Origin of the sequence: Azospirillum canadense (genome assembly GCF_025961225.1) — a bacterium.
Lineage (GTDB): Bacteria > Pseudomonadota > Alphaproteobacteria > Azospirillales > Azospirillaceae > Azospirillum > Azospirillum canadense.
In genome coordinates, this window is sequence record NZ_JAOQNG010000001.1 from 1574600 (window position 1) to 1592280 (window position 17681).

The window sequence follows — 17681 nt, forward strand, 5'->3', positions numbered from 1 at the left end:
TCCATGATGATGATCAGTGCGCGTAGGCCGGGGCTTCCGGCGGCGCGCGGCGCGCGGGCGCGGTCAGGTCGGCAAGCTGCAGCTTGGTCAGGTCGCGGGCGCTGACCACGCCGACCAGCGTCGTGCCGTCCAGGACCGGCAGATGGCGGATGTGATGCTGGTCCATCAGTTCCAGCACATGCTGCAGGCTGTCGTCGGGCGCGCAGGTCTGGATGGTCCGCGACATCAGCATGAACACCGGAGTCTTCAGCACCGAGGCGCCACGCTCCAGCAGGGCGTAGACGATATCGCGCTCCGACAGCATTCCGGCGACGGCGTTGCCCTCCGTGCGGCAGACATCCTTCACGACGAGCGCGCTGATGTTCTCCGCCTTCATCAGGCGGATGGCTTCCTCGATGGACTCGCCCGACCGGACGGTGACGACGCGGGACTCCTTGGTGCGGAGAATGTCTGCGACTTTCATGGCCTGCCCCTCCACCCGATGCGGGTTCTGCTGAAACGGACTGTGTGTTGGCGTACCGGTGCCCGGCGACGTTGGGCGTCACGCTTGATATTTGGTATACCAGATGCCAGAGTCCGTCAATGGCTAATGTAGCAAACAATCAGCATATAGCCACTTTTCGCCGGCGCGCCACGTTTGACAAGCGGGATGTGCAGTTCCGCTCTGGCTGCCATGCAGGATTCTCCCACTTGCGTTCTATTGGTATACCAAATACGCAAGAGCTAGAATGACGGCCATCGGCGCGTCGGCGCGCCATCCGCAGACTCCGAGAGTGGTCATGCTTGCCTTGTCCCTTCTGATGCTGGCGGCCTTTTCGTCCGGCATGCTCAACGCCATCGCCGGCGGTGGCGCCTTCATCACCTTTCCGGCCCTTCTCTTCGCCGGTGTGCCGCCGGTCAGCGCCAACGTGTCCAGCACCGTAGCGCTGTTTCCCGGCCAGATGGCCAGCGCCTGGGCCTACCGCGGCGAGATCAAGGACGTGCGGGAGGTCAATGTCGGCGCCTTCGTGGCCGTCAGCGTCGTGGGCGGGATCATCGGCGGGATCCTGCTGCTGACAACGCCGGACCGGGCCTTTGCCGGGCTGGTCCCATGGCTGCTGCTGTTCGCGACCACGGTCTTCGCTGTCGGCAACTTCATGCCGGGCCTCGCCGGCCGGCTGAAGCTCAGCGGGCCGGGGGTGCTGTTCGTGCAGTTCCTGATTTCGGTCTACGGCGGCTATTTCGGCGGCGGCATCGGGTTCCTGATGCTGGCCGCGCTGACCCTGTTCGGCATGCGCGACATCCACGCCATGAATGGCTTGCGCATCCTGCTGGCCGCGTTGATGAACGGGGCGGCGGTGGTGGCCTTCTGCCTGTCGGGGTCGGTCTCCTGGACGGAGACGGGGGTGATGGCCGTGTCCGCGGTGGCCGGCGGCTATGCCGGGGCGCTGGGGGCGAAGCGGGTCAGCCGAGTGGTGCTGAAGTGGGTCGTCGTCGTGATTGGTGTCGTGATGACCCTGTATTTCTTCACGAGAGGCGCCGGGGCCTGACGGGAAACGGCGGCGCGGCGAACCGGCCGCGCCGCCCTCCCAACAGCCCTTACCCGCCGACGACCATGGCGGTGAAGGGGTAGACGTAGGCTTGCAGCATCACCAGCACGCCGACCAGGCAGGCCAGCACGATGGAATGCCAGAAGACGTAGCGCAGGATCTCGCTCTCATGCCCGAACCAGTTGGTGGCGGTGGAGGCGACGACGATTGACTGCGCGTCGATCATCTTGCCCATGACGCCGCCCGACGAGTTCGTGGCCGCCATCAGCACCGGCGACAGGCCGAGCTGTTCGGCGGTGATCTTCTGCAGCCCGCCGAACAGAACGTTCGACGCCGTGTCGGACCCGGTCAGCGCCACGCCCAGCCAGCCCAGCAGGGCTGAGAAGAACGGGAACAGCGCGCCGGTCCCGGCGAAGGCGAGACCCAGTGTCGCGTCCACGCCGGAGTAGCGGGTCAGCGTGCCCAGCGCCAGCATGGCGGCGATGGTGATCAGCGAATAGCGGACGACCCACAGCGTCTCGCCATAGGCGCGGAGCAGGCGGCCCGGCCGGTAACCCATCACGAAGCCGCTGACGATGGCGGCGACGAAGATGCCGGTGCCCGTCATGGTCAGGATGTTGAACCCGAACACCGCCGCCTCGGCCGTCGGCTTGGCCACGACGGGCGGCACCTTCTGCACCATGTTGTGCAGCCCCTCGATGGGGAATTTCGGGAAGAACAGCGGGTTGACGATATCCTTGAAGGTCTGCGTGCCCCAGATGAAGACGAAGACGCACAGGATGATCCAGGGAATCCAGGCGCGCATCACCGAGCCGCTGTCGTGATGGCGGAAGCCGGCCGGCGTGGCCGCCGCACCCACGGATGCCGGGCGCGGGGTGACCGCGCTGTTGTCGACGCGGCCGCGCAGCGCCGGGCTCGTCCAGATCTCCTTCGGGTGCCAGACCTTCAGGAAGGCGACGAGGCAGCCCATGGAAACCAGCGCCGCAACCACGTCCACCAGCCACGGGCCGTGGTAGTTGGAGACGACGAACTGCGGAACGGCGAAGGACACGCCGCACACCAGGATCGCCGGCCAGATCTGCAGCATGCCGCGGAAACCCGCGAAGGCGGCGATCAGCCAGAAGGGCACCATCAGCGAGAAGAACGGCAGCTGGCGGCCGGCCATGGCGCCCAGGTCGAAGGCGTCCAGGCCCGTCACCGCGGCCAGGGTGACGATGGGCGTGCCCAGCGCGCCGTAGGCAACCGGGGCCGTGTTGGCGATCAGCGACAGGCCCGACGCTGCCAGCGGCGAGAAGCCCAGGCCGATCAGGATGGCGCCCGTCACCGCCACCGGCGTGCCGAATCCCGCTGCCCCCTCGAAGAAGGCGCCGAAGGAGAAGGCGACCAGAAGCAGCTGCAACCGCCGGTCCGGCGTGATGCCCGCGATGGAGTCCTGAAGGACCTTGAAGGATCCGTTCTCCACCGTCAGCCGGTACAGGAAGATGACGTTGAGGATGATCCAGCCGATCGGGAACAGGCCTGTCAGCGCCCCGAGATAGGCGGCCTCAAGCGCCATGCCCGCGGGCATGGTGAAGCCGAAGATCGCCACGCACAGCGCGACCACCAGCGTGATCAGCGCCGCGATGTGCGCCTGCATGTGCGCGAACGCGATCAGCCCCAGAAGCACCACGACCGGCATGGCCGCGATCACGGTCGATAGGAATGCGCTCCCCAATGGGTTGTATACTTGGCTCCACATTGCGTGTCCTCGCCCTGACTTGGGTTGTTTTATGGGGTCGTTTTTTCGGCGTGAGTTGTTTGTTGTTAAAGCGAACAATGGGACGACAGCTTTGAAGCGCGGTCAAGAGTCCCCGATTGCCGAACCCGCACGGGGACGGGTCTGGATGCGGGTGGGCTCCTTCAAAAGTTTGCGGACGGCGGAAGAGGCAGCGATGCGCCCCTCGCCGACAAAGGCTTCGTGGTTCCTTTCGATGTGCTTCAGGTCATAAAGGTAATTCACCATCAAGCCATGGGATTGCTTCAGCCCCTTGGGCGACAGGTCGGCCAGCGGGTTGATGCGCTCCAGCCGCGCGCCGTTGCCGAGGTGGAAGCGCGCCACCGGATCGACCGGCTTGCCGTTCGGCTGCTTGGCTTTCAGGAAATACTGGCTGGCCGCGGCCAGCAGGGCGGGCATGACCTGTTCTGTCTTGGCCGGGTCAGCGTGCCAGCGCGGGTCGGCGAGCAGGGAGAGCGCGCGCCGGTCCTCCGCGGATAGGGTTTCCGTGGCGGCGTCCCGGCGCGCTTCAGCGAGCCACGCGGCGAAGCCGGGAACCGGCGACAGCGTGACGAAGGTCCGCAGGGTCGGGATCTCGCGGCTCAGTTCCTCCACGACCTGCTTGATCAGGAAGTTGCCGAAGGAGATGCCGCGCAGCCCCTCCTGGCAGTTGGAGATGGAATAGAAGACGGCGCTGGTCGCCTGGTCGGCGGTGATCGGCTTGCGCTCTTCCGTCAGCACCTCGGCAATGGAGGAGGCCATGTCGGCGGTCAGCGCGACCTCCACGAAGATCAACGGGTCGTCGGTCAATTGCGGGTGGAAGAAGGCGAAGCAGCGGCGGTCGGGCGGCTCCAGCCGGCGGCGCAGGTCGTCCCAGTCGCGGATTGCGTGGACCGCCTCGTACTGGATGATCTTCTGCAGGATGTTGGCGGGCGTCGACCAGTCGATCCGCCGCAGGACCAGGAAGCCCCGGTTGAACCAGGAGGAGAACAGGTGGGTGAAGTCGGCGTCCATCGCCTCGAATCCGGGGATGGACTTGGCGTTGCGCAGCGCCTCCTCGCGCATGCGGACGAGGCTCGCGGTGCCGCCGGGTGCGAGATTCAGGCGGCGGATCAGCTCCTGCCGGCGCGGTTCGGCCGCCATGTGAAGCTCGATCACGCTGCGCCCCTCGGGCTTGGCTTGGTAAGCCTTGATCGCGGCGTCCAGCCGCTCCCGGTCGGGGCCGTAGCCGATGGCGAGCATGCGCAGGAAGCCCAGCCGCTCCTCCGGCGGCAAGGCTTGGTACTGGGCCAGGATTTCGCGGGCCAGCGCCACCCCGGACGCCTCGCCGCGGCCCGACAGCAGCGCGTCGCACAGCATGGCAAGGTCGAGGCGCCGCGCACCCCCGTCGCCACGAGACAGGCCCACCAACGCCCGGCCCCGGTCGGCAATGGTCTGCAGGAGATCGCCGAAGAACGTGGTGTCCATCATCGATGGCCCCTCTCCTGTATTTCAGGTTTTCAGCCCCTCTCCCAGCGGGGCTGGGCGAGGGGAATCGACGCTATGCCCCCGTGAACAGCCCCTTATGCTCGTCGCGCAGCAGGTTCTTCTGCACCTTGCCCATGGTGTTGCGCGGCAGCTCATTCGTGAAGAAGGCCGCTTTGGGAACCTTGTAGTTGGCCAGTTGCTCCTTGCAGGTGCGGATCACGCCGGCTTCGTCCAGCGTGGCGCCGGGCTTGCGCAGAACCACCGCGACCACCGCCTCGCCGAAGTCCGGGTGCGGGACGCCGACCACTGCGGATTCCACGACGCCGTCGATGGCGTCGATGACCGTCTCGACCTCCTTCGGGTAGACGTTGAAGCCGCCGGAGATGATCAGGTCCTTGGCACGGCCGACGATGTGGACGTAGCCGCGACCGTCCACCTTCCCGACATCGCCGGTGATAAAGAAGCCGTCCGGCTTGATTTCCTGCTTCGTCTTCTCGGGCATCCGCCAGTAGCCGGAAAAGACATTCGGGCCTTTCACCTCGATCACGCCGATCTCATCGCGGCCCAGCACCGTGCCCGTCTCCGGATCGACGATGCGGACGTGGACATCGGGCAAGGGGAAGCCGACCGTGCCTGGGATGCGGTCTCCGTGCAGTGGATTGGAGGTGTTCATGCAGGTTTCGGTCATGCCGTAGCGTTCCAGGATCGCGTGGCCGGTGCGCTCCTGGAATTCGCGGTGCGTGTCGGCCAGCAGGGGGGCAGACCCGGACACGAACAGGCGGATGTGGGCTGTGGCCTCCCGCGTCAGGCGCGGGTCGGCGAGCAGGCGGGTGTAGAAGGTCGGCACGCCCATCATGACCGTGGCCCGGGGCAGCAGTCGGAACACGGTGTCGGCGTCGAACTTCGGCAGGAACAGCATGGCCGAGCCGTTCAGCAGCGTGCAGTTGATCGCCACGAACAGACCATGGGTGTGGAAGATCGGCAGCGCGTGCAGCAGCACGTCGTCCGGCCGGAACCCCCAGTATTTGTGCAGGGTCAAAGCGTTGGAGCCGAGATTCCGGTGCGTCAGCATCGCGCCCTTGGACCGGCCGGTGGTGCCCGACGTGTAGAGGATCGCCGCCAGATCGTCCGGCCCGCAGTCCACCGTGGCGAAGGACGGGTCGAGCCCGGCGGAACGCTCCGGCAGGCTGCCGTCGCCGTGGGTGCCCAACGTCAGCACGGTGCCGACGCCGGCCTTGTCGGCGACCTCGCGCAGGACGTCCTCGGTTTCCGGGCGGCAGACGAAGACGCGCGGCTCGGCATCGGTCAGGAAATAGTCGATTTCGGCTTTGGTGTAGGCGGTGTTCAGCGGCAGGTAGGCCGCCCCGGCGCGCAGGCAGGCAAGGTAGAGGAACACCGCCTCCGGCGACTTCTCCACCTGCACCGCCACCCGGTCCCCCTTGACCACGCCGTGGCTGGCGAGCAGCCGCGCGTAACGGCCGGAGACATCTTGCAGGTCGTCGTAACTGTAGCGCTGGCCATCCTCCGTCTCGATGAAGGTCGCGGACCCGTCGCCGGGGAATCGGGCGGAGGCGATCTCGTAGAAGTTCTCGTTCATGGTTCTTCGTCCTTAACCGCCGTAAACCCAGCCGGGCAGGGCGGTCGCGATGCCGGGGAAGAAACAGAGCAGCAGCACGCACAGGATCATCAGCGCCACGAAGGGCATCACCCCCCAGATCACGTCGCGCAGCGGGATGTCCGGTGCGATGTTCTTGATGACGAAAATGTTCAGCCCGACCGGAGGATGGATCAGGCCCATCTCCATCACCACCATCATGATCACGCCGAACCAGATCAGGTCGAAGCCGGCGGCGCGCAGCGGCGGCAGGATGATGGGTGCCGTCATCAGGATGATCGACACCGGCGGCAGGAAGAAGCCCAGCACCACGACCATCAGCAGGATGGCGGCCAGCAGCAACCATTTCGACAGGTGCATGGACACGATCCACTCCGCGGCCCCCTGGCTGATGTGCAGGTAGCTCATGACGTAGGAGTAGAGCAGCGACATGCCGATGATCATCATCAGCATCGTCGATTCCCGCAGCGTCGCCGTCAGCATGGGGCCGAGCTGGTCCAGCTTGTAGGCGCCGTAGACGATGGCGACGAGCACCAGCGCCAGGATGCCGCCCAGGCCCGCCGTCTCCGACGGGGTGGCGAAGCCGCCGTAGAGGGCGACCATCACGCCGGTCAGCAGGATGACGAAGGGCAGCACGCGCGGCAGGGAGGAAAGCTTCTCCCGCGTCGTGAAATGCTCCTCCTTCAGCAAAGGGGAGTTCAGCCGCCCCTCGGCCAGCGCCATCGCCTTCTCCTTGCGGAAGCGGATGACGGCATAGCCGGCGAACAGCACGACCATCAGCAGGCCCGGTCCGATGCCGGCCAGGAACAGGCGGCCCAGCGACTGCTCCGCCGCGACCGCATAGAGGATCATGGTGATCGACGGCGGCAGCAGGATGCCCAGCGTGCCGCCGGCCGCGATGATGCCCGCCGCGAAGCCGCCGGAATAGCCGCGCCGGCGCATCTCTGGAATGCCGGCGCTGCCGATGGCGGAGCAGGTGGCGGGGCTGGACCCGGCCATGGCGGCGAACAGGCCGCAGGCGAAGACGTTGGCGACGCCCAGGCCGCCCGGCACCTTGTGCAGCCAGGCGTGCAGGGCCGAATAGAGGTCGGCGCCGGCCCGCGACTTGCCGATCGCCGCCCCCTTCAGGATGAACAGCGGGATGGTCAGCAGGGTGATGCTGGCCATTTCCTCGTAGACGTTCTGCGCGATGGTGTCGAGCGAGGCGGCCGGCATGAAGAAGAGCATGAAGACCGTCGCCACGAGGCCGAGCGCGAAGGCGATCGGGATGCCGGCGAACAGCACGCCGAGCGTGGCGGCGCTGTAGAGCAGGCCGATTTCGAGCGTGCCCATCACGCACCCTCCCGGCTGGACAGAAGGCGGTCGAGAACCTGGAGGAGAAGCTGCAAGGACAGCAGGGTCATCCCGGCGGCCATCACCGAATAGGGGATCCACAGGGGCGGCGCCCAGCTGGAGCTGGTGACCATCCCGTCCTCCCACGCCTCCTGGAACAGCGCCCAGGCCTTCCACGCGAAGAAAGCGCAGAAGGCGAGGGAGGCGACATCGGCGATGAAGCGGCGAATTCTCTCCACGCCCTCCGGCAGCAGCTCGGCGACCGCGTCGATGGCGACGTGGCCGCGCCGCTGTTGCACCCACGCCGCGGACATGAAGGTGGCGCCGACGAGCAGGAACACCGCCAGTTCGTCCTGCCAGTCCGCCGGGTGGTGGAAGACATAGCGGACGACCGCCTCGTGGGTCAGCACGGCGCCGGCCACCACAACGGCGATGGCCGAGAACACCATGACGATCCGGTTGACGATGTCCAGCAGCATGCCGACGAGGCGGAGGCCGGGAGCCCGTTCCACGGGCGCCGCGCCGGTCCCAAGAATCAGGTCCCGTTCCGCCGCCGACATCACACCTGCTCCGCCAGCTTCAGGAGGCGGGCGCCGTCCTTGACGCGGTCGGCGAAGTCCTTCCAGGCGGTGGTGCGGGCGATGTCCTTCCACTTGTTGACCACGTCCTCGGGCATGTCCTGCACCTGGACGCCGGCCTTGGTGTAGATTTGGGCGACCCGCTCGTCGTCCTCCCGCGCAGCCTTGTAGCCGAAGCTTTCCATCTCCTCGCCGACGGCCTCCAGCACCTTCTGCTGGTCCGGCGGCAGGCTGTCGAAGACCGACTTCGACATCATCAGCGGCTCCAGCATGTACCAGTAGCTCTTCTGCCGCGGGGCGGTCAGGTGCTTGGACAGTTCCTCCAGCTTGAAGGAGATCAGGCTGGTGGAGGAGGTGATGGCGGCGTCCACGGCGCCCGTCTGCATGCCTGCGTACAGCTCGTTCGACGGGATGGTGCTGACGGCCGCACCGGCTTCCTTCAGCATCATGTCCATCTCGCGGCTTCCGCCGCGGATCTTCATGCCCTTCACGTCCGCCGGGTTCAGCACGGCGCCGGAGCGTGACGCAGTTCCACCGGCCTGCCAGATCCAGGTCAGAAGCTTGATGCCCTTGCCGTCCAGGATGCGGGTCATCTCCTGCCCGATCTCGGCCTTGCGCCACTTCATGCCTTGTTCATAGCTGGTGACCAGGCAGGGCATCAGGCCCAGGTTGGTCTCCGGCACCTCGCCGCCCGCGTAGGGCATGGGATAGAAGCTGAGGTCGAGCGCGCCTTTGCGCATCGCGCTGAACTGCGCCAGCGTCTTCATCAGGGACGAGTTCGGGTACATCTCGAACTTCAGCGCACCGTTGGTGCGCTTTTCCACCTCGACGGCGAACTTGCGGCACAGCCGGTCGCGGAAGTCGCCCTCTTCCAGCGTGCCGCCCGGAAACTGGTGCGAGATCTTCAGCGTGCGGGCGTCCGCCGCCCAGCCCAGCCGGGTGGCCGCGACGATGGCCGGAGCGGCCATCACGCCGCCGAGAAGGGTGCGTCGGGAAAGGATCATGGGATCAGCCTTTCATCAGGCTCAGCAACGCCGGGAAACCGTCTGGGTCTTGGCGGGACGGGGCAGCGATGCTGGTATGTCGGATGATGGAGAGCGCGCGCAATGCGCGTCTTGACGCCATACGCCCGCAACCTTTCAAAGGGTGGCCTGCGGGGAATGACGTGGCGCGCTAACAGCGCGGATCAGGCTGCCGTGTGTGTCTCATCGTGTCCTCCCATGGCCCGCAAGCGGGCTCGTGTATGCGTTTTTGTGCCTCTTGCATACATCAGTTTGTTGGTGTTATCAACAGTTTCGACCCAGACGATTTGTCGGCCGGTCTTCACGGCTCGGCGAGGCCCCGCGGGAGGAAGAGCAGGCATGGCAGACCGTGGCGAGGTGAAGCAGAACCGTGCCGACCAGATCCGCGAACTGATCGCGGAGGAAATCACAGCCGGAAAGCTGCACCCCGGCGTGCGCCTGGAAGAGGTCGCACTGGCGGAGCGCTTCAACGTGTCGCGCACCCCGGTCCGCGAGGCACTGGCCCAGCTCGCCTCGGCGGGGCTTGTGGAGATGCGCCCGCGCCAGGGCGCCGTCGTTGCGACGCTGAGCCTGGAGCGTGTCCTGGAGATGTTCGAGGTGATGGCGAACCTGGAGTCGCTGTGCGCCGAATTGTGTGCCCGCCGCATGACGGCGGCCGACCAGGCCGGTTTGATGGCGCTGCATCAGCGCTGCGTCGAGGTGATCGAGAGCGGCGATTCCGACGCTTATTACGAGGCGAACCGGCGCTTTCACGAGGCGATCTACGCCGGCTGCGGAAACTCGTACCTTGAGGAGACCACGCGGTCGCTGCGCAACCGCGTGTCGCCCTACCGCCGCATCCAGCTGCGCCACCCCGGCCGCCTGCGCCGCTCGCTGGAGGAACATGGCGCCATCGTGAAGGCGATCGTCGCGTCGGACCCCGACACGGCGCGCGAGGCGACCAAGCGCCACATCGCCGTGCAGGGCGACACCTTCACCGACTTCATGGCGCTGCTCCGCTCCTCCCGCCGGGAGGTGGCGTAGTGGCCAAATCTGAATTTAGGGTTCAGACCGCGCGCAGGCCCTTGGAATAAGCCTTCCAGCGCTCCTTGTAGACCTTGGCAGCGCCGTGCATGCGCTCGACGTCCTCGTCGGACAGCGTGCGGACGACCTTGCCCGGCGCGCCGAGCACCAGGGAGCGGTCGGGGATCTCCTTGCCCTCGGCAATGAAGGCGTGGGCGCCGATCAGGCAGTCGCGGCCGATGCGGGCGCCGTTCAGCACGGTGGCACCGATGCCGATCAGAGTGCCCTCGCCGACGGTGCAGCCGTGCACCATCGCCAGATGCCCGACGGTCACGTTGCGGCCAAGCGTCAGCGGAAAGCCGGGGTCGACGTGCAGCACGGCGTTGTCCTGCACGTTGCTGCCGGCGCCGATGTGGATGCGCTCCTGCTCGGCGCGCAGCACGGCACCCCACCAGATCGACGCGTCCTCCTCCAGCAGCACGTCACCAATCACCGTGGCGCTGGGCGCCACCCAGCTGGCCTCGGCAAGCTGCGGGACCTTGTCGTCGAGCGCGTAGATCATCCGTTCCTCCCGTTCGTATCAGGAGGCGCATCCTAACCCAGAACGACGGCAAGGAACGAACCTCTGCATCGGTCATATACCCATGCCAGGAGTGCGTGTTATCATCGCGTGCGTCGGGCGGGATCGAAACCCTTTCCAGTTTGGAGCGTGCGAGGCCACATGCCGCTTTTCTCCTACCGCTGCACAGCCTGCAATTACGAGTTCGAAACCCTGGTCCGCGCGGAGGCGCCGGTTTGCGCCTCCTGCGGCAGCGCCGCGCTCGACAAGCTCGTGTCCCGAATCGCGCCGGAAGGCCGGTCCGGCCAGATCCTGAAGAACGCCCGCACCGCCGCTTCCCGGGAAGGCCACTTCAGCAACTACAGCAAATCCGAACGGTCAAAAATTTAGAAGACTCCCAATGACTCACCGCCCGTCGGGGATGCCGTACTTGCGCAGCTTGTTCGCGATCATCGTGTGCGAGGTCTGCAAACGGGCGGCCAGCTTCCGGCTGGACGGGAAGCGCGGGTAGAGGCGGCGGAGCAAGGCGCGCTCGAAGCCTTCCTGCGCGTCCTCCCAGCTGCCGGCTTCCGAACCGTCCGGGCTGTCGTCCGACGCCATCCGGGCTCCGGCGAGATCCAGGTCCGCGGCGTCGAGGAAAGCGCCGTCGCTCATGGTCACGGCGCGGAAGATGACGTTCTCCAGCTGCCGGACGTTGCCCGGCCAGGGGTTGGCGAGCAATGCGGCGCCGGCCGCGACGGTCAGGCGGACCGGCGGACGCCGCGCCTGGGCGCAGGCGCGGGCGATGAAGTGCCGAGCCAGCAGCAGGATGTCCTCCCCACGCTCCCGCAGCGGCGGCACCTGGAGCGACAGGACGTTCAGCCGGTAGAACAGGTCCTCGCGGAAGCTGTGCTCCGCCACCATCGCCTCCAGATGGCGGTGGGTGGCGCTGACGACGCGGACATCCACGGTCTGCTCCCGGTCGCCGCCGACACGGCGGAAGCGGCCGTCGTTGAGGAAGCGCAGCAGCTTGGCCTGGAGGTAGGGCGACATCTCCCCGATCTCGTCCAGGAAGACCGTGCCGCCGTGCGCCAGTTCCAGCAGGCCCGGCTTGCCGCCGCGCTGCGCCCCGGTGAACGCGCCGGGGGCGTAGCCGAACAGCTCGCTCTCTGCAAGGTTCTCCGGGACGGCGGCGCAGTTCAGCGCCAGGAAGGGCTTGTCGCGGCGCGGGCTGGCGCGGTGGCAGGCGTGGGCGATCAGTTCCTTGCCGGTGCCCGTCTCGCCCAGGATCAGCAGGGGCGCGTCGACCGCTGCCACACGCGCGGCGCGGGCCTTCAGGCCGCGGACCGGCGGCGAGTCGCCCAGGATGCGGTCGAAGCCGCCCTCGTCGAAGTTCTGCAACGCGTTCAGGCGCTCGCCCAGCCGGCTCGGCGCGAACAGGGTGACCACGCCGCCGGCCGCCCGTCCGTCCTCCACGATGGGCGTGGCGTCGAGCAGGAAGGGCCGGCCGTTCAGCATCATCTCCTGCCCAGGCAGGCGGAAGCCGGTGTCGACCAGAACGTCGGTCAGTTCCGGGTCGCCGAACAGGCGGCCGAAGTCGGCGCCGGTCAGCGCCTTTTCCGACCGGCCGGCCGCCTCCGCCGCGGCCGCGTTCGCCACCACGATCCGCCCGGCGCGGTCCACAGCCAGCACCGGGTCGGGCAAGGCGGCCAGCAGCGCGTCGAGGTGAAGGCGCCGCCGGGTGCCCGGCAGGATGTCGATGGGCGTGACCGACCGCACCCCCTCCACCGTGCGCAGCGCGGCGTCGAGCTGGCCGAGCGATTGCGCGTCCAACTCCGGCGCGTCGATGTGGATGTGCGGCGGGTCCACCTCCACCGCCACGACGTTCAGCCGCCGCTTGGCGAGCACAGCCAGGATTTCATGGGCAATGCCGACCCGGTCGGCGAACAGAACGTCGATGCGCATCGAGAGTCCCCGTGAATGCGCCGACAGGTTACCACGGCAGGAGGTCATGTAAACAGAGATGTACGGTGTAACGATCCTTTTACATGCTTGCCAAGCTTTTGAAAAATATGATGTTCAGCGGCATGGCGGTCGCGCTTAGCACGGCTTATGTATGCATAAGTTTACAGGGCGGTTTCTGGCCCGCACGCCAACCTCAGCAAATCCGCGGGGTTCGTCACTTGGCATCCCGCTTGCTCATAGGACCGCTAACAAATCTGCGACCAATCCTGCGACCTCGGGGGCCTTTCATGCGCGTCATCGTTCTCGGCAGCGGCGTCATCGGCGTTTCCACCGCCTACTATCTGGCGAAGGCCGGGCATGAGGTCACCGTGGTCGACCGCCAAGCAGGTCCGGCGCTGGAAACCAGCTACGCCAACGCGGGCGAGGTGTCGCCGGGCTACTCCGCGCCGTGGGCCGCGCCGGGGCTGGTGCTGAAGGCCGCCAAGTGGCTGATGATGAAGCATTCGCCGCTGGTCATCCGGCCGAAGCTGGATCCGGCCATGTGGTCCTGGATGGTGAAGCTGCTCGCCAACGCCAACGAGCGCTCCTACGAGATCAACAAGGCCCGCATGGTGCGGATCGCCGAATACAGCCGCGACTGCCTGAAGGCCCTGCGCGCGGAGACCGGCATCCATTACGACGAGCGGGCCAAGGGCACGCTCCAGCTCTTCCGCACGCAGAAGCAGGTGGACGCTGCCGCCACGGACATGGCCGTGCTCGACCGCTTCAACGTGCCTTACCAACTGCTGAACGTGGTGGGCTGTGCGGCCGTGGAGCCGGCGCTGGGTCTGGTCAAGGAGAAGATCGTCGGCGGCCTGCTGCTGCCGGGCGACGAAACCGGCGACTGCTTCCGCTTCACCAACGCGCTCGCCACGATGGCCGAGGGCCTGGGCGTGGAGTTCCGCTACAACGTCGGCATCAAGACGCTGGAGGGCGACGGGCGCCGCGTCACCGGCGTGGTGACCGACACCGGCACGCTGACCGCCGACGCCTATGTGGTGGCGCTCGGCAGCTATTCGCCGATGCTGGTGAAGCCCTTCGGCCTGAACCTGCCGGTCTACCCGGTGAAGGGCTACTCGCTGACCCTGCCGATCACCGACCCGGCCGGCGCGCCGGAATCGACCGTGATGGACGAGACGCACAAGATCGCCATCACGCGGCTGGGCGACCGTATCCGCGTCGGCGGCACGGCGGAGCTGACCGGCTTCGACCTGACGCTGCGCCCCGGCCGCCGCGGGCCGCTGGACCATGTGGTCAGCGACCTGTTCCCGACGGGCGGCGACCTGTCGAAGGCGGAGTTCTGGACCGGCCTGCGCCCCAACACGCCGGACGGCACACCGATCGTCGGCCAGACGCCGGTGCGCAACCTGTTCCTGAACACCGGCCACGGCACGCTTGGCTGGACCATGGCCGCCGGTTCGGGCCGTGTTGTCGCCGATGTGGTTGGCGGGCGCCAGACGGAGATCGACATGGACGGACTGACGGTGGAGCGCTATGGCCGCCCGGCCGACGCGACCCGCAGCCGTCCGGCTGTCGCCGGCGTGGCGCGCCCGACCGCCTGACGCGTTTTCTGCAACGGACCGTCCATGCCGCCTGTTGTGGCCGGCATGGACGGTGTCTTTTCCGAGCCCTGGCCCACCACCGAAGCCGTCGCCCACGCCGTGCAGGAGCGGCTGCGACGGCTCGTGGTGACGCGCGACGACTTCGGGCCGCTGCGCCGCATCGCGGCGGTCGACGCGCACTTCAGCGAGGATCGCGGCCTCACCTGGGCGGCCGTGGCCGAGTTGGACGCGGACAGCCTGGAGTTGACCAGCTCGGCCCTGCTCTGCCAGCCCACGCGCTTTCCCTACATCCCCGGCCTGCTGTCCTTCCGCGAGGCGCCCGCGATGGTGGAAGCCATCGGCCTGCTGCCGGAGCCACCGGACCTGCTGGTCATCGACGGGCAGGGGACTGCGCACCCGCGCCGCTTCGGCTTGGCCTGCCACGTCGGCGTGCTGACCGGCCTGCCGGCCATCGGGGTCGCCAAGTCGCGGCTGGTCGGCCGGTACGAGGATCTGGGCGAGACGCGTGGCTCCTGCGCGCTGCTCTGGCACCGGCGGGAGGTCATCGGGGCAGCGCTGCGCACCCGCGACGGCACCAACCCGCTGTTCGTGTCGCCCGGCCACCGGGTGAGCCTGGAAACCTGCATCCAACTCGTTCTGCGCTTCGCGCCGCGCTGGCGCCTGCCGGAGCCGATCCGCCTCGCCGATGCCCTGTCGCGCATGCATGGCTGACCCCTGTCGACATTCACGCGGAACCCCAACGGGTTAAGCCCGGTTGCTGCGGCATGAGGCCAACTGAGGAGGGGCTCCCATGGCACAGAAGCTTCAGAACAAGACCGTGGCCGTCCTGGCCACCGACGGGTTCGAACAGGTGGAACTGACCGAGCCGGTCAAGGCACTCCGCAACGAAGGGGCGACCGTCCACATCGTGGCGCCGAAGGGCGGCCAGATTCAGGGCTGGAACCACCACGACAAGGGCGACCGGGTGGACGTGGACGAGACGCTCGACAAGGCCGACCCGAAGACGTTCGACGCCCTCGTCCTGCCGGGCGGCGTGATCAATCCGGACGCGTTGCGGCTGGAACCAAAGGCGATCGACTTCGTCCGCGCCTTCGTCCAGTCCGACAAGCCGATCGCGGCCATCTGCCATGGCCCCTGGACGCTGATCGACGCCGGCGGCGTGAAGGGCAAGCGCATGACGTCCTGGCCATCGCTGAAGACCGACCTCAGCAACGCCGGTGCAGCCTGGGAAGACAAGTCGGTGGTGACCGACCACGGCCTCGTCACCTCGCGCAAGCCGGATGACCTGCCGGACTTCTGCCGCAAGATGGTCGAGGAGTTCGCGGAAGGCCAACATCCGGGCCATCGCCACGCGGCTGAGTGAAGGGGGCGGAGTGGTTTGCCCCCTCCCTAACCCTCCCCCTTCTTCGAGGGGGAGGGGACTGCCGCCGTTCCCGGAAAAAGCTCTCCACCCCGCAGAGGGGAGAGCGAGGGGGGCAACGGTGCCTTACGCCGACATCAGCGGCGACAGGCCGTTCTGGATCGCCCAGACCGCCGCTTGCGTGCGGTTCTGGGCGTTGATCTTCCGCATCACGTTCTTGAAGTGCATCTTCACCGTCGATTCCGTGATGTGCAGGTTGCGGGCGATGGCCTTGTTCGACTGGCCCGCCAGCAGGCAGCGCAGGATCTGCACCTCCCGCTTCGACAGTTCGTTGTTGGCCGGCTGGATGCGCTCCGGCGTCGGATGTTCGTTCGCGTTGGCGATCAGAAGGCTGGCGACGTGGGTGGGGTAGACCACCTCGCCCAGCATGACCAACTGCAGCGCCCGCAGCAGCGATTCGCTGGACATCGACTTGTTCAGATAAGCGTCGGCGCCGGCCTTCAGGGACAGCGACAAGGTTCGGTCGGCGATGGTGTCGGCCAGCACCACGATGCGGGCGCCCGTGGCGCCGCGCAGCCGCTTGACCCCGCCGACATCCTCTCCGGCACCTTCGCCCAGCGCCACCACGATCAAATCCGGCTCCACCCCCTGGCCGATGGCGGATTGCGCGTCGTCCACGTTCGCCGCGTGATGGCACACGCGAAAAGGCCCGCCACTGATAAGTGTTCCGAGCGCTGCTGAAAACAGCTTGTCGTGGTCAACGAGCATAACGTTCCAAGTTTTCATCGAATCCCCTCCGCTACGCCACCGGCGCGGGCGGCGTACAACGTCGATCGTTGATCGGTATCGCCCGGAAAAGGGAAAAATACCGCCTTTATTGTTCCGAAAAAGCATACTTTACGCTGGTTGTCGCAATGATTTATACGAGTGGACAGGGAGTGGCGCAAGACGGTTGGATAAAGTTTAATGTAGAAGGGTTGCTTGAACCAGGAAGCGCGCCGCTTCGCCTGCGAAACGCCCAAAAGGGTAAGAACTATACTTTTTCGCCGGACAAGAAAGTCGAGCTGAAGCAGAGCCGTCTTGACGAGTTCTACGGCGGTTCCTTTGGTCGCGACGGCTTGATGAGGTGGTCAAACAATGGAAGTGCAGCTGCAAACGCGCGGCAAAGAGCGTGCCCTGGCACACAAGGCGCAAACGTTTCTGGTGGTCGACGACCACCCTCTTGTCCGGCATGGCTTTGCCCTGTCTGTGGGGGAAATCCATCCCGACGCCCGGGTGCTGGAGGCAGGCTCGCTGGAAGAGGCGATGTCCATCGTCGACCGCACGCCCGACCTGACCCTGGTTCTTTTCGACCTCAACCTCGGGGAACGCAGCGGCCGGGACGGCGTGCGCCGGATGGTGGAGGCGCTGGGCAGCCGCCCGCTCCTGGTCATCTCCGGGTCGGATGAGGTTGCGGACATCGTGGACAGCGTGCGGCTCGGCGCCCGGGGCTACATCCTGAAGACGAGTTCCACGGCGGTGCTGGAACACGCCATCTCCCTGGCCCTGACGGGGGAAACCTTCCTGCCGCTGCCCCGCGCGGTGCTCTCGGGGAATGTGGCGGCAGAGGCCTCGCGGCCGACGGGCCAGATCCTCGACCGTCTGACCGACCGGCAGCGCGACGTTTTCCAACTGCTGCTGGCCGGCCATTCCAACAAGGAGATCGCCCGCGAGCTGGGCGTCCTGGAAGGCACGGTGAAGGTGCACGTCCGCGCCATCATGCAGAAGCTCGGCGTCCGCAACCGCACCCAGGTCGCCGTGGTCGCCGCCCGTAGCGGCTGCTTTCCCGACGAGACCTGATCGGGTTCTTGTCAGCCGGCGCGCCGAACAAGGGGCGCCCAAAAATCGGTCAGGCGCCCCGTCCTTGCCTTTCCCTTGAG

At 66.9% G+C, this 17681-nt stretch carries 17 protein-coding genes; 7 read left to right on the plus strand and 10 right to left on the minus strand.

Features of this window, described 5'->3' with window-relative positions; genetic code table 11:
* Window positions 1-13 precede the first annotated feature (13 nt).
* Window positions 14-463 carry a CBS domain-containing protein gene (locus M2351_RS07425; protein WP_264655473.1) on the minus strand — a complete coding sequence of 150 codons (450 nt, stop codon included), beginning with the start codon at window positions 461-463 and terminating at the stop codon, window positions 14-16.
* Window positions 464-779: 316 nt separating this feature from the next.
* Here M2351_RS07425 and M2351_RS07430 point away from each other — a divergent pair, with 316 nt between their 5' ends.
* Window positions 780-1529: a sulfite exporter TauE/SafE family protein gene (locus M2351_RS07430; protein WP_264655474.1), complete on the plus strand. Its 750-nt coding sequence runs from the start codon at window positions 780-782 to the stop codon at window positions 1527-1529.
* Window positions 1530-1578: 49 nt separating this feature from the next.
* On the opposite strand, the gene M2351_RS07435 is transcribed toward M2351_RS07430, so the two are convergent.
* The 6 genes from M2351_RS07435 to dctP all read right to left on the minus strand — a co-directional run bounded on the left by M2351_RS07435 (window position 1579) and on the right by dctP (window position 9278).
* Window positions 1579-3267, minus strand: coding sequence for an L-lactate permease (locus tag M2351_RS07435; protein WP_264655475.1), 1689 nt, complete (start codon window positions 3265-3267; stop codon window positions 1579-1581).
* 102 nt (window positions 3268-3369) lie between these two features.
* Window positions 3370-4752, minus strand: a complete 1383-nt coding sequence (locus tag M2351_RS07440; protein ID WP_264655476.1) for a malonyl-CoA decarboxylase — start codon at window positions 4750-4752, stop codon at window positions 3370-3372.
* Window positions 4753-4822: 70 nt separating this feature from the next.
* Window positions 4823-6346, minus strand: a complete 1524-nt coding sequence (locus M2351_RS07445) for a malonate--CoA ligase (RefSeq protein ID WP_264655477.1) — start codon at window positions 6344-6346, stop codon at window positions 4823-4825.
* A gap of 12 nt (window positions 6347-6358) precedes the next feature.
* Window positions 6359-7696, minus strand: a complete 1338-nt coding sequence (locus M2351_RS07450) for a TRAP transporter large permease (RefSeq protein ID WP_264655478.1) — start codon at window positions 7694-7696, stop codon at window positions 6359-6361.
* The gene (locus M2351_RS07455; RefSeq protein WP_264655479.1) at window positions 7696-8256 is read right to left on the minus strand and encodes a TRAP transporter small permease; all 561 of its coding nucleotides are present in this window, start codon (window positions 8254-8256) and stop codon (window positions 7696-7698) included. The genes M2351_RS07450 and M2351_RS07455 overlap by 1 nt, the downstream gene beginning before the upstream one ends.
* On the minus strand, window positions 8256-9278 hold the full coding sequence (gene dctP / locus M2351_RS07460; protein ID WP_264655480.1) for a TRAP transporter substrate-binding protein DctP: 1023 nt from the start codon (window positions 9276-9278) through the stop codon (window positions 8256-8258). The genes M2351_RS07455 and dctP overlap by 1 nt, the downstream gene beginning before the upstream one ends.
* Window positions 9279-9635: 357 nt before the next feature.
* Here dctP and M2351_RS07465 point away from each other — a divergent pair, with 357 nt between their 5' ends.
* Window positions 9636-10319, plus strand: a complete 684-nt coding sequence (locus tag M2351_RS07465; RefSeq protein ID WP_264655481.1) for a GntR family transcriptional regulator — start codon at window positions 9636-9638, stop codon at window positions 10317-10319.
* Window positions 10320-10341: 22 nt separating this feature from the next.
* On the opposite strand, the gene M2351_RS07470 is transcribed toward M2351_RS07465, so the two are convergent.
* On the minus strand, window positions 10342-10860 hold the full coding sequence (locus M2351_RS07470; protein ID WP_264655482.1) for a gamma carbonic anhydrase family protein: 519 nt from the start codon (window positions 10858-10860) through the stop codon (window positions 10342-10344).
* A 159-nt stretch (window positions 10861-11019) separates the two neighbouring features.
* Between M2351_RS07470 and M2351_RS07475 the strand changes: the two genes are divergently transcribed.
* The gene (locus M2351_RS07475; RefSeq protein WP_264655483.1) at window positions 11020-11247 is read left to right on the plus strand and encodes an FmdB family zinc ribbon protein; all 228 of its coding nucleotides are present in this window, start codon (window positions 11020-11022) and stop codon (window positions 11245-11247) included.
* A gap of 15 nt (window positions 11248-11262) precedes the next feature.
* Here M2351_RS07475 and M2351_RS07480 read toward each other — a convergent pair whose 3' ends face one another.
* Entirely contained in the window at window positions 11263-12801 is a 1539-nt protein-coding gene (locus tag M2351_RS07480) for a sigma 54-interacting transcriptional regulator (RefSeq protein WP_264655484.1), read from the minus strand.
* 122 nt (window positions 12802-12923) lie between these two features.
* On the opposite strand from M2351_RS07480, the gene M2351_RS07485 reads away from it, so the two are divergent.
* From M2351_RS07485 to M2351_RS07495, 3 genes are all read left to right on the plus strand, one after another.
* Entirely contained in the window at window positions 12924-14402 is a 1479-nt protein-coding gene (locus tag M2351_RS07485) for a D-amino acid dehydrogenase (protein WP_406567391.1), read from the plus strand.
* A 24-nt stretch (window positions 14403-14426) separates the two neighbouring features.
* The gene (nfi, locus tag M2351_RS07490; protein WP_264655486.1) at window positions 14427-15113 is read left to right on the plus strand and encodes a deoxyribonuclease V; all 687 of its coding nucleotides are present in this window, start codon (window positions 14427-14429) and stop codon (window positions 15111-15113) included.
* Window positions 15114-15192: 79 nt separating this feature from the next.
* The gene (locus tag M2351_RS07495; RefSeq protein WP_264655487.1) at window positions 15193-15765 is read left to right on the plus strand and encodes a type 1 glutamine amidotransferase domain-containing protein; all 573 of its coding nucleotides are present in this window, start codon (window positions 15193-15195) and stop codon (window positions 15763-15765) included.
* Window positions 15766-15888: 123 nt separating this feature from the next.
* On the opposite strand, the gene M2351_RS07500 is transcribed toward M2351_RS07495, so the two are convergent.
* Window positions 15889-16440 carry a LuxR C-terminal-related transcriptional regulator gene (locus tag M2351_RS07500; protein WP_264655488.1) on the minus strand — a complete coding sequence of 184 codons (552 nt, stop codon included), beginning with the start codon at window positions 16438-16440 and terminating at the stop codon, window positions 15889-15891.
* 459 nt (window positions 16441-16899) lie between these two features.
* Between M2351_RS07500 and M2351_RS07505 the strand changes: the two genes are divergently transcribed.
* Window positions 16900-17601: a LuxR C-terminal-related transcriptional regulator gene (locus tag M2351_RS07505; protein ID WP_209772172.1), complete on the plus strand. Its 702-nt coding sequence runs from the start codon at window positions 16900-16902 to the stop codon at window positions 17599-17601.
* Window positions 17602-17681 lie beyond the last annotated feature (80 nt).